A 16,034-nucleotide genomic window follows, 5' to 3' on the forward strand; every position below is an offset into this window, starting at 1 on the left:
AGATATAAGCTACTAACTTTACTACAAAAATAAGCATATGTCTAAAACTTTTGCCGTTTCTACAGAAAACTTCTTTAAACTCTCTTCAAAAAAAATTGTACTTCTAAATGAGAGAAAAGAAATACTTACTAAAATTTCTGAAAAAATTGCAAAATTTTATCTTGATAATGGTGCTGCAAATATCAATTTTATTTGCACTCACAATTCTAGAAGAAGTCAAATAGCACAAGTTTGGTCTTATTATGCTTCTAATTATTTTAAATTAAATATTAATGCTTTTTCTGGTGGAACAGAAGTTACTTCTTTTAACAGGAACACTGTAAAAACACTACAATCTGCTGGTTTCGATTTTAACGTAAAAGATTTCTCTCATCAAAATCCGAAATATTTAATCTCTTTCCTTGGTTGTAAAAAATCGATATTAGGCTTTTCTAAACGTTACGATCACGAAATTAATAAAGAACCTTACTTTGTTATTACGACTTGTAATGATGCGGATAAAAATTGTCCGTTTATACCAACTGCAATAAAAAGGTTTCATTTACCTTTTGTAGATCCTAAGTTTTCTGACGGAACATCTGAACAAACTAAAACATATTTAGAAACCAACGAAGAAATTGCTGCAGAAGTGTATTATCTATTTAATGCTATAAAAAAAATTAGTCTTTAAATTTCTAAATCTTTATCATAAGGTATGCTGTTAAGAACGTGATTTATAACATTAATTCTCGCTTCTGTTTTTCTATTTGCTCTAATAACTTTCCACGGAGAAATTGCTGTATTGGTTCTTTGAAACATCGCTTTTTTATAAACTGTATATTGATCCCATAATAGTTGAGCTTTCTCATCTAACTTGGTCATTTTCCATTGTTTTAAAGGATTGCTTTTAATATCGGCAAATCGTTTAGCTTGTTCTTTTTTAGAAATAGACATATAAATTTTAACCAAATGAATTCCTGATTCTAAAATCATTTTTTCAAAATCATTTACCTGATTCATAAAAATCTCGTATTCTTCTGCTGTACAAAATCCGTTTACAGGTTCTACAACTGCTCTATTATACCAACTTCTATCAAAAAAAACTATTTCACCTGCTTTTGGCAATTGCTCTACATAACGCTGAAAATACCATTGAGTTTTTTCGTCTTCTGTTGGTTTTGGTAAAGCCACAATTCTCATGTGTCTTGGGTTTATTCGTTCTGTTAATCTTCGAATGGCACCACCTTTACCCGCTGCATCTCTACCTTGAAAAACAATAATAATTCGTTCGTTGTTATTAATTGCCCACGTTTGTAACCGAATTAATTCTACCTGTAATTTTTTTAACTTTTTCTGATAATCTACATAGCGTAAACTTTTCTCTGTACTAAGTGGATCTTTAGATAAAAGAGCTAACAACCCTTTTTTAGTTGTTAACTTATTTAATTGCTTTTGTGTAAGTTTCTTATCCATAGTCTTAATCTATATTGGTATTAGACCTGTAATAGCGCATTACAACATTTGGGTCTGGAGTTAAAGATATTTTTGAAGTTTTTCCTTCATAATCGAACTGAGATATCACATGTCTTATGGCTTCTAATCTTGCCACTTGCTTGTCGTTGGTTTTAATCATCATCCAAGGGCTATATGCTGTATGCGTTTTAGAAAACATTTCCGACTTGTAATGTGTGTATTTATCCCATAAAGCTTGTCCTTGTTTATCTACTGGGCTAAATTTCCATCTTTTTAGAGGGTTTTCTTTTCGTTCTTCAAATCTTTTAAGCTGTTCATCTTTTGTAATCGACAACCAAAATTTTATAATAATTACTCCATCTTCATACATCATATGCTCAAACTCTGGCACCTGAACTAAAAATTCTTTGTATTGCTTATCTGTACAAAAACCCATTACAGGTTCTACAACAGCTCTATTATACCAACTTCTATCAAAAAAAACTATTTCACCAGGATTTGGTAACTCTTTAATATATCTTTGAAAATACCATTGCCCTTTTTCTACTTCCGTTGGTTTGTTTAAAGCAACTAACCTACTAGACCTAGGATTTAAATGCTCCATAAATCTTCTAATATTACCACCTTTTCCTGCAGCATCTCTACCTTCAAAAATAATTGCAACACGCTTGTTTTCCTTAGAAATCCAACGTTGTAATTTTACCAATTCTATTTGTAAAAGACGTAGCTCTTCTGTGTAAACATGAGTTTTAAGTACTTTTTTATATAAACTACTTTTTTCTTTAATAAGTTCTAAAAGGTCTTCGTTACTTTTAAGGTTTTCAAAGTCTTCTGAAGTAAAATTTTTGCTTGTACTCATATATAATTTTTCGAAAATTAAAAATATTACTTTTTTTTCTAAATAAAGTTAAATAAATATGAATTTAAACAAGTTATTCTATATTTGTTTTTATGAAAAAGAAAGTACTGTTTATCTTCTTATTTAGCTCTTTGATTGCCTTATCACAAGAGAAATTTTCTAAAGAAATTAGTTTTATTACAGATAACGATTTATACACATCTACTTACGACGATAGATATTACACAAATGGTATGTTCCTATCTTTTAAATACCTCGCTAAAAAGATGGATAATTCTTTAGATAAAAAAATTCTAGAATGGCAAGTTGGTCACGAAATGTTTACACCTGCTAAGGCAAATACAGAAAATATTAATGAACACGATAGGCCTTTTGCGGGTTATTTATTTGGTGCATTTAGTATAAATAGAGTGTACAAAAACAAACAAAATTTTAAAACTACCATTCAGTTAGGCGTTATTGGGCCTAATGCTTACGCTATGGAAATGCAAAATTTTATACATAACATATACGGATTCAAAAAGGCAGAAGGTTGGAAATATCAGATTAAGAGTGCTCTAGGTATAAATTTTGATACTGATTATAATAGATTTATCACTAAAAATAAAAGTAATCATTTAGATTTAACTTGGGTTAATTCTGCAAAGTTAGGTACAGTGTATACAAATATTTCTACAGGGCTCTATACAAGAATAGGTTTTAAACCGTTACAAAGTTTTGCAAATTCTATTGCTTTTAATACAAATATCAATAACAAAAATAATTCTTACTACAGAGAATCTGAAGCTTTTATTTTTATTAAACCAACCATAAGATATGCTATTTATGATGCAACATTACAAGGAAGTTTTTTAAATAAAGGTAGTGAAATTACAAACGAACTTGAATCTTTAATTTTTCATATTCAAGCTGGTTTTAAGTTTACTGTAAACAGACTTAATTTTGGATATACTTTTAATTATAATACAAATAAATCTAAAGGATTAAAATTTGATAATGGCCACAAATACGGTTCTATAAACATCAATTACCTGATTAGGTAATTAATTATTCAATAAAAAATTCATCTTTAAAACCGATAAGATATAATTTTTCCTGCGCTCTAGTTATTGCAGTATAAAGCCATCTAAAATATTCTTTAGAAACTCCGTCTGGTAAATAAGGTTGTTCTATAAATACAGTTTTCCATTGACCTCCTTGAGACTTATGACATGTCATCGCATAAGAAAACTTAACTTGTAGCGCATTAAAATATTTATTCTTTTTTACAGACATAAATTGTTTGTATTTCGATTTTTCATGGGCATAATCCTCTAAAACCGCCTGATACAATTTATTAGATTCATCGTAAGTTAAAGACGGACTTTCACTTGTTAGCGTATCTAACAACAATACAGTTTCAAAAGGATGCATATCAGGATAATCAATCATTCTAATTTCTACTTCTGCAAACTTAAAACCGTATAATTCTTTAATAGAAAAGATTTTTAAAACTTCACAAATATCTCCGTTTGCGATAAAACCTGCTTTAGAAGAATCTGGTAACCAATAATAATTATTCTTAACAATCATGATATAATCTCCGGCAGAAATTTCGTTCTCTTGCCCTCTAATATTATATCTAATTTGTTGGTTGTATTGGTTAGCTCTTTTATTAGATCGCACTATAAAAGCAGTATCTTCTACTCCGCTGCTTTCATAAGAAGTAACAATGGCGTCTTCTATATCATAACCATCTTCTAACCTTTTTATGTCTACAAAATCTAAATCAAACTGAAAATTATCACCTTCATTTCTTAACAATAACCTTAAAGAGGTTGCGTTTGCTAAAATCCCAGAATTTTCGTGTTGACGCATTACCTCATCTAACTCTATTTCTGTTACTTGCTTGTCAAAATCATAGGTTAAAGTATCTTGTTCTAAAGCAGGTGAAACGTCTAATTTTACCGGAGGTAATTGTGCGGTATCACCAATAAAAATCAGTTTACAATTATCACCAGAATATACATAAGATATTAAATCGTCTAAAAGTGAACTTGTATCAAATAATTTCTGATTTTGTCTACTATCTGGAATCATCGAAGCTTCATCAACAATAAAAATAGTATGCTTATGTTTATTAGGTTGCAAAACAAAGGCTACAGAGCCATTAGATTGTTTTTTAGGAAAATATATTTTTTTATGAATTGTAAAAGCAGGTTTCTTAGAATATAGAGAAATAACCTTAGCTGCTCTACCTGTTGGCGCAAGTAAAACTGCTTTTTTGCCCGCTGTCCATAAAGAGTTAACAAAAGTACCAATGGTAGTAGTCTTACCTGTACCTGCATATCCTTTTAGTAAAAAAAGAGCATTTTTGTCTTTATTAAAAATAAAATTACTAAGTAGATTTAAAAGTTCTTTTTGTTTTATTGTTGGTTGATGTGGGAATTTCTTTAACAATTCTCTGTTAAAATCTGCAGGTAATTCTATCATATATTAATTAAAATAACAAAGATACGTCGATTTATAAATAAAAATTTTTATCATTGAAAAAAAATTGTAGATTTGCGATAGGACTATTAAAAAAAAACATTAAAAATGGGATTATTAGGAATGATTTTAGCTGCGGTTTTAGCTGCAGTAATTATAGCTATTGTTATAGTTAAATATTTACCTCTAAAGTTAAGATGGATTCCATCTATTTTACTTTTATTCTTAGCAGTATATTTAGGCTTTAAAATATACAACGGTATTATGGAGCCAATTAACTTTAACAAGAATAAGATTACAAGATATGCTAAAGTTGTAGATAATCTAAAAATGATTAGAGATGCAGAAGTAAAATATTACGAAGCAAACGGTAATTATACAAAAGATAAAAACGCTTTAATTAAATTTATAGATACTGCTAAATTAGCTTTAACAAATACAAAAACAATTGTAGAGACTGTTAACAAAGGTGGTGGTATTACAGATGAAGTAGAAAGAAGAGTTACAGATACAATTGGTTATGAACCAGTATTAAAGTACTTTAAAGACAGAGATTATAAAACAATGTTTAGCGTACCAGGTTTAAAAGGAACTGAGTTTGAATTAGAAGTAGGAACTGTAGAAAAAGTACAAGGTTTAGTTGTACCAACTTTTATGGCGAAAACACCAAAAAAGGCTTTATTAGAAGGTATGAACGAATCTTTAGTTAAGCAAGAATTAGAAGTAATTGCTGCTGATCAAATTAAAGGAGAATATGTTTCTGTTGGTTCTTTGGATGAAGTAACTACAGCTGGTAACTGGCCTCCATCATATGATAAAAAAAGTGATAAAAAAGAATAGTAGTATTTCTTTGAAACCATTAAAAGATAATAGATTATCCATCCAATTTAATTTGGATGGATTTTCTTTTTGTATATATAATAATAGTTCAAATAAAGAAATCTATTTTTATGAATATGAGTTTGAAGAATCATTAAACACACCCGAAAATTTACTTCTTAAAATTGAAGAAATATTTAAAAATGATACACAACTTCAAAATGATTTCATTTCGGTAACTGTTATTCATCAGAATAATTTATCAACCATAGTGCCTAATCAATTTTTTGATGAAAAAGAATTAGCTACTTATTTAAATTACAATATAAAAACGCTAATTACAGATTTTATTAGTTTTGATAGCATCGATGTACTTAAAACTAAAAACGTTTATGTCCCATATGTAAATATTAACAATTATTTGTTTCAAAATTTTGGCGAATTCGAATACAAACATCATAGTACGGTTTTAATAGAAAAGTTACTAAAAGCTACTAAATCTGATAAGAAAACAATGTATGTAAATGTTGGTAAAACAACATTAGATATTGTTGTCATCGCTAATAAAAAGTTACTTCTTTCTAATACATTTTCTTACAATTCTAAAGAAGATTTTATCTATTACATCCTTTTTGTTGCAGAACAGCTAAATTTAGACACCTTAGAGTTTCCTCTATATTTTACAGGAAACATAACATTAGATACTGCTATTTATAAATTAACCTACAAATACATTAAAAACATTTACTTTTTAGAAAGTGAAAAAGCTATTTTTAATGAATTAAAAATTCCTAAACACTCAAATTATATACTTTTAGGCTCATGAGAATTATTTCTGGTAAATTAAAATCAAGACGCTTATCAGCGCCAAAAAACCTACCTGTTAGACCAACAACAGATATGGCTAAAGAATCTTTATTTAACATCTTAAATAACACGTATTATTTCGATGCTATTTCTGTTATAGATTTATTTGCCGGCACAGGAAATATTAGTTATGAATTTGCTTCTAGGGGCACTAAAACTATTTATGCAATAGATGCGCACTTTGGATGTATAAAGTTTATAAATTCTACTGCTAAAGCCTTAGATTTAGATATTAACACCTATAAAAGTGATGTCTATAAATTCTTAGAAAAAACAAATTTAAATTCTGATGTTGTTTTTGCTGATCCTCCTTATGACTTTGAAGAGGATCAATTTTTAAAAATTGTAGATTTAGTTTTTGAAAGAGGTATTTTAAATGAAGACGGAGTTTTAATTGTAGAACATTCTAAACATACAGATTTATCAAAACACGCAAAGCATAGCTATGATAAAAGATATGGCGGTAACGTCTTTAGCTTTTTTGAAAATCCTGCTAAAGAAGATGAAGAAGAATAATATTACAATAAAGAGTTGATAATATCGGCAATAGAAACACCCTCAGCTTCTGCTTTATAGTTCTTAACAATTCTGTGCGATAAAATAGGAATTGCAACTGCTTTTACATCTTCAATGTCTGGTGAATATTTACCATTAACTGCAGCGTGAGCTTTAGCTGCTAAAATTAAGTTTTGAGAAGCTCTTGGTCCTGCACCCCAATCTAAATAGCTTTTTACCATTTCTGTAGCTGCAGCAGCCTTTGGTCTTGTTTTACCAACCAAACCAACCGCATACTCTATCACATTATCTGCAACAGGTATTTTTCTAATTAATTTCTGAATTTGAACAATTTCATCTCCAGTAAAAATAGCGTTGATAGTTTCTTTTAGGTTACTAGTTGTACTTTTCACAACTTGTACCTCTTCCTCAAAACTTGGATATTCTAAGTTGATAGAAAACATAAACCTATCTAACTGCGCTTCTGGTAAAGGGTAAGTTCCTTCTTGTTCTATTGGGTTTTGAGTTGCTAAAACAAAAAACGGTAAATCTAATTTATAATGCGTACCAGAAACAGTTACAGAACGTTCTTGCATTGCTTCTAACAATGCTGCTTGTGTTTTAGGCGGAGTTCTATTGATCTCATCTGCTAAAATAATATTAGAAAATATTGGCCCTTTTATAAATTTAAACTGTCTATTTTCATCTAGAATTTCACTTCCCAAAATATCCGAAGGCATTAAATCTGGCGTAAACTGTATTCTTTTAAAATTTAAACCTAAAGCATCAGAAACAGTATTTACTAATAATGTTTTTGCTAAACCGGGCACACCAATTAATAAAGAATGACCTCCACAAAAAACAGACAATAGTGTAAAATCTACTGCTTCTTTTTGACCGATAATTACTTTACCAATTTCTTTTTTTAAAGTTTCAAATTTTTGTACTAGGTTATTTACCGCTTTAACGTCTGACATTATTTACCTGTTTCTTTTTTCCAATTTTTATTAAAAGTACAACTCTTGTAATCTGATGATAATTTAATATACGTGTCTTTAATTTTATCATTAGACCATTTCTCTATTACCTCTTCTTTCTTTTTCTTTAAAGCAAGTGCTTGTATTTTCACATAATCATCTACTAGGTCTGCTGTATGTGTATCTGTTCTATCTTTCATCAAGATAAACTTATACATTTTCTCTCCTCCTCTAGCTTCATCGTAAAAAACATCTGTAAACTCACCTTTCTTTAAATCGTTAACTCTTGCATACATAGCAGGATCCATTCTTGTTAAATCGAATTTAGTTTCGCCTGTATAACCATTAATAATTACTCCTCCGTTGTTTTTAGAATCTTTATCATCAGAAAACTTTTTTACAGCTTCTTCAAAAGTTAATTTACCTGCTTTAATATCGTTTTTAATTTCTTCTACTTTTAATCTAGTTTCTGTTAACCTAGATTCTGGTATTTCTGGTTGTAATAAAATATGAGAAACTACTCTTGTATTCCCTTTAATTTCATGAACCTGAATAATGTGATAACCAAAAAGGGTTTTAAATGGTTCTGAAATTTCATTTTTTTCTAATGAAAAAGAAACTTCTTTAAATTCTTTAATTAAGTTAGCTTCTTTAGTAACCTGAATTCTTCCTCCGTCTTGTGTAACACCAGGATCTTTAGAATTAATAATTGCTTTCATTCTAAAACTAGCACCATTTAAAATTTCATCTCTTAGTTGGTTTAATTGAGCAATTACTTTGTTGTTTTCTTCTTCTGTAGGTTCTGCATTTAATACTATTTGAGCCAATTCTATTTCTGCAGTAAATTCTGGTAATTCTCCTTTTTCTTTTAATCCGTTAAAATATAAGCGCACCTCTTCTGGCGTAACATCTACTTTTTCTGTAATTTTTTGTTGTTCTCTCTCTACTAAAGCATTTTCTTTCTGAACATTATAAAGTTCACTTTTTAAATCGTCTAAATCGTTAAAACCGTAAGCTGCAATTGCTTTATCTATAGAACCATATTCTTGCGCAAAAAACTGTATACTTCTATCTACTTTAGAGTTAACTTCTGCATCTGTAACAGTAATACTATCTATAACGGCATGATGAGAAAGTAGTTTTTGTTGCATTAACTCTTCAAGCATTTCACAATCAGAAATTTTAATTTTCCCTTCACTTTTAAATTCTACTTCTTGCTTAAACTTAGCAATATCAGAATCTAAAACAATATTTTTACCAATTACTACTGCTACACCGTCAATTTTAACTTTCTGTGCATTTACTTGTAATGATGTTACTGCAAATAATACAGCTGTGATAAATATTTTAGTATATTTTGAAATTATTGTTTTTTGTGGCATCTTTTACTATTAGTTTTTCAATCTCTCTTATTAATTCGATTTTACGCTTATGTAAAATCATTTCTTTTATTGTTGGCTTAATATAGCTTAAAGGCGCTATATCATTTCTATTTAATACGTCTTTTATAGCCACCAAATATAAACCTAATGAATCTTGTTTCTGAATGAATTTTGATTTTTTTAACAGATTTTCTTTAGAAAATGGTAGTTTTAACAAAATCTTATCCAATTCGGTCCAAACAGAGTCGTTTAGTTGATACATTTTAAAGCTTAATTGCTGTCTTTCTAACGCTTCGGCATCTTCAATGTCATCAGATTTAAACAATTCTATAATATCTTTTTGATCTTTTAAGTTATTATCAAAATTTAAATATTTAGACTTTACTAAAACCTCGTTCAATTTAAAGTTTTCATTATTAGCTAAATAATATTCTTCTATCTCTTCTTCGGTTACTAAAGTATCTAACTTCTGTTTAATTAAATCTTCTTTGTAATTATTTATTAATAAGCTTTCTTTATAGTCTTGCACCAACTTATTAATATTTTCTAAAGATTCTGATGAATAATTATTTTCTGCAGCTTTTAAAAACAACTTTTTTACTGCCCAATCTTGTATTAAACTTTTAACCAAAATTAAACTGTCTTCTCTAGAAATGTTTCTTGGCAAAAGATCTTTTAAATCTTCTTTAAATAACTTTTCTGTATTAACAATGGCTACAATTTCAGAAGAATGCTCTTCTTTTTCTTGCATATCGAAATACTGACAAGAGGTTAATAAAAAAGCGCAATAAATAAAAAGTACAATTCTCATTCTAATCTTTATAATAGTTTATTAGTTTCTTTAACTGTTTTTTATGAACCTTTATTTTATTTTTTTCTCTTAAATCTGCAATCCATTTTTCTTCTAAATAATTTTGATAATCATTCATTACTTCACCTTTCACCGATTTTAATTCTTGAGAATTATACTTGGCTTTATTATTATTAAAATAAGATTTTAATCCCAAAGAATCTTTAGAAGATTTCATCCAAATTTTTTGCTGCATCAACTCAAACAACAACAACCCGTCTTCGTATTCTTTTAAAGTATACGCATATTCTGGCTCTGTATTAACCAAGTTTTCTTTGTAGTATGCTAAAATTTCTTTGTCTTTAAACATCTCAAACAACACAAAAATAGGTTTATGTCTTCTATTTCTTGTATAGTTTACAAATTCTTCTTGTGTAATTTGTTTATTATTGATGCTTAAAATAATGTTTTGCAAAGAATCTTTAGAAATTGATCTAATATTTTTTTGATTAAGAATTTGTTTTGCGCTTTCAAATTCTATAATATTATAAGTTGATTTTAGCTTATTTATAATTGCTTTTTCTGACATTTGCATACGAGAACTTCTTTTAATTTTTTTACGAAGTTCTTTTTCCATTTCAGCAAATGATTTAATAGGGTGCTTTCTTAAAAGTTTTACAATATGCCAACCAAAACGAGTTTTAAAAGGTTTTGAATAATCGCCAATATTTTGCAAAGAAAATGCCGCATCTTCAAATTCTTTTACCATTCTACCAGTACCAAATTTATTTAACTTTCCTCCTCTTGCCTTAGAACCGATATCGTCAGAAAATAAATTTGCCAACTTTTCAAAAGACTCATTATTTAGAAGTCTTTTGTAAACCTTATCAATTTTAACTTTACTAGCATTTGTAGTATCTTTTATTAAAATATGCGCCGCTTCAATTTCTCCTTTTGAAGGTCTTAAATCATCAACTTTTAAAATATGATAACCATACTGAGTCCTAAAAGGCATCGAAACCTTACCAACTTTTGTTGTAAATGCAACATCTTCAAATGAAGTAACCATTTGAAAGGCTTTAAAATAACCTAAATTACCTTTATTACCAGGAATCCCCTTTTTCGCGTCTCCTTTTGCAGATCTATCTTCGGATGTTTCTACAGCTAATTTTTCAAAACTTTCTCCTTTTACAATTCTGTTTCTAATACCAAGAATTTTATTGTAAGCAATTAAAGTATCTTTTGGCATTGCATCTTTAGAAGTTCTAATTAAAATATGCTTTGCTTTTACTTCATTTTTTGTCCTAAAATAAATTTCTTTAACTAAATCTGCAATAAAAGTAGTGTCTTGTAAATATGGTGCTGCTAATTGATTTTTATAAGTAGCTATTTCTCTTTTATAAGAAGGTAAAGTATCCAACTTAATTTTATAAGCTTCTTTAACCTTTAATAAATAGTTAATGTATAAATCTAAATTTTTGTGTATATCTTTAGCTTCTTCATTATCTATTGCATCTAAATTCTTTTCGTAAACACGTTTAAAATCTGCTACAGAAATTTTTTCTTTATTAATTGTTATTAATGTTTTAGAATCTTGCGAATAAACACTAATAGCTAAAAACAATATACAAATTGATAAAAATTTACCTTTCATAAGACTATTTTATAATGATATAATACCTTTTATACTCTCTGCTTTTTTATAATATGCTATTACTTCATCAGAAGATTTAACTTTTAAAACAATAGAAACACTAACATATTTACCTGTTTTAGATTTTTTAGTATTTATAACCGCACCTGTATCATTAAAAATAGCCGCTACTTCTGCTACTTGATTTTCTGTACTTGGTACAATAAATTTATATAGATAATCTGCAGGAAACTTGGTGGTATCATCTAATTGAACTTTTAACTTGCTATAAAATTCGTTTTTATTACTCATAATAATTGTTAAAATATTTCTAAACTATTTGCAAATTGCAAGACACAAAATTACATTAAAATTTAATTTTATAAACGGAATGATTTATTTTTGTGCGATGCAGCAAAAAATTGTTCTTATTGGCGGACCAGGAACTGGTAAAACTACTATTATAAATGAACTTATTAAAAAGGGATATTATTGTATGCCCGAAGTTTCTAGAGAGGTAACTTTAAAGGCTAAAGAAGAAGGTATCGATCAACTTTTTTTAACAGAACCTTTATTATTTAGTAAAATGCTTTTAGAAGGTAGAGAAAATCAATACCAAAAAGCAACAAAATTAGACAAAGAAATTGTTTTTTTTGATAGAGGAATTCCGGATGTACACGCCTACATGGATTATTTTAAAACAGAATATCCAGATTACTTTCTAGAAAAGTGTAAAAAATATGAATACACCAAAATATTTCATTTTTCGCCTTGGGAAGAAATACACACCACAGACAACGAACGTTATGAATCTTTTGTAGAATCTGTTAAAATTGATAAGTTTTTGGTAAAAGCCTACTCAGATTTAGGTTATAATTTAATAAATGTGCCTTTTGGTTCTATAGAAGAACGCACAAATTTCATTTTAAATTCGCTAACAAGCGAATGATGTTATCACCAGAAAATATATTAAAAAAATATTGGGGATTTACCTCCTTTAGAGCTCCTCAAAAAGAAATTATTTCTGCAGTCTTAAACAATAAAGACAGCATTGCATTGTTGCCAACCGGTGGCGGAAAATCTATTTGTTTTCAAGTACCCGCATTAATTAAAGAAGGTGTTTGTATTGTAGTTTCTCCTTTAATTGCTTTAATGCAAGATCAAGTAGAAAACTTAAAGCAAAAAAATATAAAAGCAATTACAATTCCTTCTGGTAGTCAGCAAGGTGAAATTGTAACATTATTTGATAAAATTAAATTTGGTAAGGTTAAGTTTTTATACATATCACCAGAAAGGTTACAATCTTCTTTAATTCAGCAAAAAATTAAAGAACTAAACGTAAACTTGGTTGCAATTGACGAAGCGCATTGCATTTCGGAATGGGGACATGATTTTAGGCCTTCTTACAGAAATATTAAAGTATTAAAAGAAATTTTACCAGAAGTTGGTTTTATTGCGTTAACAGCAACAGCCAATAAAAAAGTTTTATTAGACATTGAAAGCAATTTAGAATTAAAGAATACTTTACTATTTAAAAAGTCTTTTTTTAGAGAAAACTTAGCATATCAAGTTTTTAAAATTGAAGATAAATTAGAAAGGCTAACTAGTATTTTTAAAAAAACCAAAACCCCTGCTATCGTTTATGTAAATTCTAGAAAAAAAACCGAAGAAATTTCTAATTTTTTAAATGCTAATAACTTTAAAAGTACATTTTATCACGCGGGTTTATCTTTTTTAGATAAAGAAACGGCTTTTAATAATTGGATGTTAGAGAAAACCCCAATAATTGTAGCAACCAATGCTTTTGGTATGGGCATAGATAAACCCAATGTTGGTTTAGTTATTCATTATAATTTACCAAATAGCCTAGAAAACTATGTGCAAGAAACAGGTAGAGCTGGTAGAGACGAAAAAAAATCATTTGGTGTTTTATTATATAATGAGCATGATATTTATTTACATCAAAAACAAATAGAAAATTCAATACCCTCAATAAATGAAATCAAAGAGGTTCATAAAAAGTTATATCAGCAATTTAGAATCGCATTAGGCGAAATTTCAGAAGAAGTTTATGCCTTTAATTTTTATGAGTTCTGCAAAAAATACAAATTGCAAATTCTTAAAACAGATGCTATTTTAAAATTATTGGTTAATTATGGTATTATAGAACTCAATAGTAGTTTCAATAAAAAATCTACTTTAAAAGTAACAGCATCGCATTATTCTATATTAAATTTTTCTAACAATAATAACTCTTTAAAAAACTTTATAAATGTGCTTTTAAGAACTTACGGTGGTTTGTTTGAAGATGAAATAAAAATAAACGAATTCTACATTGCTAAAAAAGCAGGTATAACTTCTAACAAAGTTATTCAGAATTTAGAACTTTTAGAGCAGCAACAGTTACTTGTATACAATCAATCTAATGATAATGCTGCTTTAAGTTTTTTAATGCCAAGAGAAGATGACAAAACCATCAATAGATTTTCTAAAGAAATAAAACAATTTCTATTTCTAAAACAAGAAAAAGCTAAACGATTCATCTCATTTATAAAGAACAATCAAATTTGCAGAAGCAAACAACTTTTAGCATATTTTGACGAAACTAAACAAGAAAATTGTGGTATTTGTGATGTTTGCATAGCGCATAAAAAAAATCAATCAAAAAACCTATCCGAAGAAATTTTAGCTCTTCTAAACCTCAACAAAGAATTATCTTCAAAAGAAATTTGTAATTTTTTAAATGCTAAAGAGAAAGACATTTTAATACATTTGCAAACACTTCTTTCAGAAGATAAACTAATCTTAAACAATCTAAATAAATTTCAACTAAAAATATAAATATGAAAGATATGCGTATCGTTTTTATGGGAACGCCAGACTTTGCCGTAGCCATTTTAAAACATTTAGTAGAAAACAACTATACAATTGCAGGTGTTATTACTGCACCAGATAAACCAGCCGGTAGAGGAAGAAAAATAAATGAGTCTGCAGTAAAAAAGTATGCAAAATCTAAAGACCTTAAAATATTACAACCAACAAATTTAAAAAACGAAGATTTTTTAGCTGAATTAAAATCTTTAAATGCCAACTTACAAATTGTTGTCGCATTTAGAATGTTACCCAAAGTAGTATGGCAAATGCCAGAATTAGGTACCTTTAATTTACACGCTTCTTTATTACCTGAATACAGAGGAGCTGCACCAATACATTGGTCTATTATTAACGGGGAAACAAAAACAGGGGTTACTACTTTTTTTATTGATGATAAAATTGATACCGGAGAAATAATTTTACAAGAAGAAGTTGCTGTACAAGAAACAGAAACAGTAGGCAGTTTGCATGACAAATTAATGCATATAGGCGCAAGCTTGGTTTCTAAAACAGTAGATTATATTGCAAAAGGAAATGTAGTTACTACAAAACAACCCGATTTAGAAGAAAAATCTGCACCAAAATTAAACCCTAAAAACACTAAAATAGATTGGACTGATTCTTTAGATAACGTCTATAATAAAATAAGAGGTTTAAACCCTTTTCCGGCAGCTTGGACATTAATATATAATAATGACGAAGAAATTTCTGCTAAAATTTATGACATAAGTAAACAAATAGAATCACACTCTTTAGATTATGGTGCTATTATAACTACCAAAAAAGAATTAAAAATAGCAGTAAATGGTGGCTACATTATTATTAATGAAATAAAACTTTCTGGTAAGAAAAAAATGGATACAAAAAGCTTATTAAACGGCTTTGGTTTTTCTTCGGATGCAAAAATGATGTAAAGCCTTTATTGATGCGGTTTGTAGAGTTTTTTGATTTTCAAAGCACGCTTTATTAACAATTAACCTGCATTTATTAACAAAATGCCCTTTTTTGGGCCTTCACATTTGCGTAAACCCACAATCCGTCTATATTTGTTAAGCTATTAAGCAAAAAGTATAATAAAAATAATTTTAAAATCAATTCATTATGAACAAATCAGATTTAATCGATGCAATGGCTGCAGACGCAGGAATTTCTAAAGTAGCAGCTAAAGCAGCTTTAGAGTCTTTTACAGATAACGTAACTTCTTCTTTAAAAAAGGGAGATAAAGTTGCTTTAGTTGGTTTCGGAACTTTTTCTGTTTCTAATAGAGCTGCAAGAACTGGTAGAAATCCTCAAACTGGAAAGACTATTGAAATTGCTGCTAAAAACGTAGCTAAATTTAAAGCTGGAGCTGGATTAAGCGATGCTGTAAACTAATTTTTACAGTTTTAAATAAAAAATTAAAAACTCTCTTTTTTAG

Annotated in this window: 17 protein-coding genes; 9 read left to right on the forward strand and 8 right to left on the reverse strand. The window is 28.4% G+C overall.

Translation table 11 applies throughout. The annotated features are described in order from the left end of the window. Positions 1-37 precede the first annotated feature (37 nt). Positions 38-670 carry a low molecular weight phosphatase family protein gene (locus tag ACYPV9_RS06990; protein WP_459742581.1) on the forward strand — a complete coding sequence of 211 codons (633 nt, stop codon included), beginning with the start codon at positions 38-40 and terminating at the stop codon, positions 668-670. On the opposite strand, the gene ppk2 (ACYPV9_RS06995) is transcribed toward ACYPV9_RS06990, so the two are convergent. Together ppk2 (ACYPV9_RS06995) and ppk2 (ACYPV9_RS07000) are read right to left on the reverse strand one after the other, a co-directional pair. Continuing rightward, positions 667-1,452 (reverse strand): polyphosphate kinase 2, encoded by a 786-nt coding sequence (gene ppk2 / locus ACYPV9_RS06995; protein ID WP_459742583.1) that lies wholly within the window; start codon positions 1,450-1,452, stop codon positions 667-669. The genes ACYPV9_RS06990 and ppk2 (ACYPV9_RS06995) overlap by 4 nt on opposite strands. Positions 1,453-1,456: 4 nt before the next feature. After that, positions 1,457-2,311 carry a polyphosphate kinase 2 gene (ppk2, locus tag ACYPV9_RS07000; protein ID WP_079736887.1) on the reverse strand — a complete coding sequence of 285 codons (855 nt, stop codon included), beginning with the start codon at positions 2,309-2,311 and terminating at the stop codon, positions 1,457-1,459. A gap of 92 nt (positions 2,312-2,403) precedes the next feature. Here ppk2 (ACYPV9_RS07000) and ACYPV9_RS07005 point away from each other — a divergent pair, with 92 nt between their 5' ends. After that, entirely contained in the window at positions 2,404-3,354 is a 951-nt protein-coding gene (locus ACYPV9_RS07005; protein ID WP_299059332.1) for a lipid A deacylase LpxR family protein, read from the forward strand. A gap of 4 nt (positions 3,355-3,358) precedes the next feature. On the opposite strand, the gene ACYPV9_RS07010 is transcribed toward ACYPV9_RS07005, so the two are convergent. Continuing rightward, positions 3,359-4,783, reverse strand: coding sequence for an ATP-dependent DNA helicase (locus tag ACYPV9_RS07010; RefSeq protein ID WP_459742585.1), 1,425 nt, complete (start codon positions 4,781-4,783; stop codon positions 3,359-3,361). 105 nt (positions 4,784-4,888) lie between these two features. Between ACYPV9_RS07010 and ACYPV9_RS07015 the strand changes: the two genes are divergently transcribed. From ACYPV9_RS07015 to ACYPV9_RS07025, 3 genes are read left to right on the forward strand one after another with little or no spacing between them, the layout of a single operon-like run. Continuing rightward, positions 4,889-5,620, forward strand: coding sequence for a hypothetical protein (locus ACYPV9_RS07015; protein ID WP_299059327.1), 732 nt, complete (start codon positions 4,889-4,891; stop codon positions 5,618-5,620). Next, the gene (locus ACYPV9_RS07020) at positions 5,604-6,425 is read left to right on the forward strand and encodes a DUF3822 family protein (RefSeq protein ID WP_459742587.1); all 822 of its coding nucleotides are present in this window, start codon (positions 5,604-5,606) and stop codon (positions 6,423-6,425) included. The genes ACYPV9_RS07015 and ACYPV9_RS07020 overlap by 17 nt, the downstream gene beginning before the upstream one ends. Further along, the gene (locus tag ACYPV9_RS07025) at positions 6,422-6,982 is read left to right on the forward strand and encodes an RsmD family RNA methyltransferase (RefSeq protein ID WP_299059319.1); all 561 of its coding nucleotides are present in this window, start codon (positions 6,422-6,424) and stop codon (positions 6,980-6,982) included. Before ACYPV9_RS07020 ends, ACYPV9_RS07025 begins: the two co-directional genes overlap by 4 nt. A 2-nt stretch (positions 6,983-6,984) precedes the next feature. Here the strand turns inward: ACYPV9_RS07025 and ACYPV9_RS07030 are convergent, their stop codons facing one another. The 5 genes from ACYPV9_RS07030 to ACYPV9_RS07050 are packed head-to-tail and all read right to left on the reverse strand — an operon-like array spanning position 6,985 to position 12,055. After that, positions 6,985-7,938: an AAA family ATPase gene (locus ACYPV9_RS07030; protein ID WP_299059316.1), complete on the reverse strand. Its 954-nt coding sequence runs from the start codon at positions 7,936-7,938 to the stop codon at positions 6,985-6,987. Beyond that, positions 7,938-9,320, reverse strand: a complete 1,383-nt coding sequence (locus ACYPV9_RS07035; RefSeq protein WP_459742590.1) for a peptidylprolyl isomerase — start codon at positions 9,318-9,320, stop codon at positions 7,938-7,940. Before ACYPV9_RS07035 ends, ACYPV9_RS07030 begins: the two co-directional genes overlap by 1 nt. Beyond that, positions 9,286-10,131 (reverse strand): hypothetical protein, encoded by an 846-nt coding sequence (locus ACYPV9_RS07040; RefSeq protein WP_459742592.1) that lies wholly within the window; start codon positions 10,129-10,131, stop codon positions 9,286-9,288. Before ACYPV9_RS07040 ends, ACYPV9_RS07035 begins: the two co-directional genes overlap by 35 nt. A gap of 1 nt (position 10,132) precedes the next feature. Next, the gene (locus tag ACYPV9_RS07045; RefSeq protein ID WP_459742594.1) at positions 10,133-11,764 is read right to left on the reverse strand and encodes a peptidylprolyl isomerase; all 1,632 of its coding nucleotides are present in this window, start codon (positions 11,762-11,764) and stop codon (positions 10,133-10,135) included. A gap of 9 nt (positions 11,765-11,773) precedes the next feature. Further along, on the reverse strand, positions 11,774-12,055 hold the full coding sequence (locus tag ACYPV9_RS07050) for a DUF493 family protein (RefSeq protein ID WP_299059302.1): 282 nt from the start codon (positions 12,053-12,055) through the stop codon (positions 11,774-11,776). Between the two features lie 97 nt (positions 12,056-12,152). Between ACYPV9_RS07050 and ACYPV9_RS07055 the strand changes: the two genes are divergently transcribed. The 4 genes from ACYPV9_RS07055 to ACYPV9_RS07070 all read left to right on the forward strand — a co-directional run bounded on the left by ACYPV9_RS07055 (position 12,153) and on the right by ACYPV9_RS07070 (position 15,991). Further along, positions 12,153-12,692, forward strand: a complete 540-nt coding sequence (locus ACYPV9_RS07055) for an AAA family ATPase (RefSeq protein WP_459742638.1) — start codon at positions 12,153-12,155, stop codon at positions 12,690-12,692. Continuing rightward, the gene (locus ACYPV9_RS07060; RefSeq protein ID WP_459742596.1) at positions 12,689-14,584 is read left to right on the forward strand and encodes a RecQ family ATP-dependent DNA helicase; all 1,896 of its coding nucleotides are present in this window, start codon (positions 12,689-12,691) and stop codon (positions 14,582-14,584) included. Before ACYPV9_RS07055 ends, ACYPV9_RS07060 begins: the two co-directional genes overlap by 4 nt. 2 nt (positions 14,585-14,586) lie before the next feature. Then, positions 14,587-15,531 carry a methionyl-tRNA formyltransferase gene (gene fmt / locus ACYPV9_RS07065; RefSeq protein WP_459742598.1) on the forward strand — a complete coding sequence of 315 codons (945 nt, stop codon included), beginning with the start codon at positions 14,587-14,589 and terminating at the stop codon, positions 15,529-15,531. Positions 15,532-15,718: 187 nt separating this feature from the next. Next, positions 15,719-15,991: an HU family DNA-binding protein gene (locus ACYPV9_RS07070; RefSeq protein ID WP_299059293.1), complete on the forward strand. Its 273-nt coding sequence runs from the start codon at positions 15,719-15,721 to the stop codon at positions 15,989-15,991. The last annotated feature ends 43 nt before the right edge of the window (positions 15,992-16,034 follow it).

It is taken from the genome of Polaribacter sp. OB-PA-B3 (genome assembly GCF_054589375.1).

Bases quoted from the DNA above. Each gene is read 5' to 3' on its own strand.
- ACYPV9_RS06990 (WP_459742581.1), top strand. From the start codon at position 38: ATGTCTAAAACTTTTGCCGTTTCTACAGAAAACTTCTTTAAACTCTCT.
- ppk2 (WP_459742583.1), bottom strand. From the start codon at position 1,452: ATGGATAAGAAACTTACACAAAAGCAATTAAATAAGTTAACAACTAAA.
- ppk2 (WP_079736887.1), bottom strand. From the start codon at position 2,311: ATGAGTACAAGCAAAAATTTTACTTCAGAAGACTTTGAAAACCTTAAA.
- ACYPV9_RS07005 (WP_299059332.1), top strand. From the start codon at position 2,404: ATGAAAAAGAAAGTACTGTTTATCTTCTTATTTAGCTCTTTGATTGCC.
- ACYPV9_RS07010 (WP_459742585.1), bottom strand. From the start codon at position 4,783: ATGATAGAATTACCTGCAGATTTTAACAGAGAATTGTTAAAGAAATTC.
- ACYPV9_RS07015 (WP_299059327.1), top strand. From the start codon at position 4,889: ATGGGATTATTAGGAATGATTTTAGCTGCGGTTTTAGCTGCAGTAATT.
- ACYPV9_RS07025 (WP_299059319.1), top strand. From the start codon at position 6,422: ATGAGAATTATTTCTGGTAAATTAAAATCAAGACGCTTATCAGCGCCA.
- ACYPV9_RS07030 (WP_299059316.1), bottom strand. From the start codon at position 7,938: ATGTCAGACGTTAAAGCGGTAAATAACCTAGTACAAAAATTTGAAACT.
- ACYPV9_RS07035 (WP_459742590.1), bottom strand. From the start codon at position 9,320: ATGCCACAAAAAACAATAATTTCAAAATATACTAAAATATTTATCACA.
- ACYPV9_RS07040 (WP_459742592.1), bottom strand. From the start codon at position 10,131: ATGAGAATTGTACTTTTTATTTATTGCGCTTTTTTATTAACCTCTTGT.
- ACYPV9_RS07045 (WP_459742594.1), bottom strand. From the start codon at position 11,764: ATGAAAGGTAAATTTTTATCAATTTGTATATTGTTTTTAGCTATTAGT.
- ACYPV9_RS07050 (WP_299059302.1), bottom strand. From the start codon at position 12,055: ATGAGTAATAAAAACGAATTTTATAGCAAGTTAAAAGTTCAATTAGAT.
- ACYPV9_RS07055 (WP_459742638.1), top strand. From the start codon at position 12,153: ATGCAGCAAAAAATTGTTCTTATTGGCGGACCAGGAACTGGTAAAACT.
- ACYPV9_RS07060 (WP_459742596.1), top strand. From the start codon at position 12,689: ATGATGTTATCACCAGAAAATATATTAAAAAAATATTGGGGATTTACC.
- fmt (WP_459742598.1), top strand. From the start codon at position 14,587: ATGAAAGATATGCGTATCGTTTTTATGGGAACGCCAGACTTTGCCGTA.
- ACYPV9_RS07070 (WP_299059293.1), top strand. From the start codon at position 15,719: ATGAACAAATCAGATTTAATCGATGCAATGGCTGCAGACGCAGGAATT.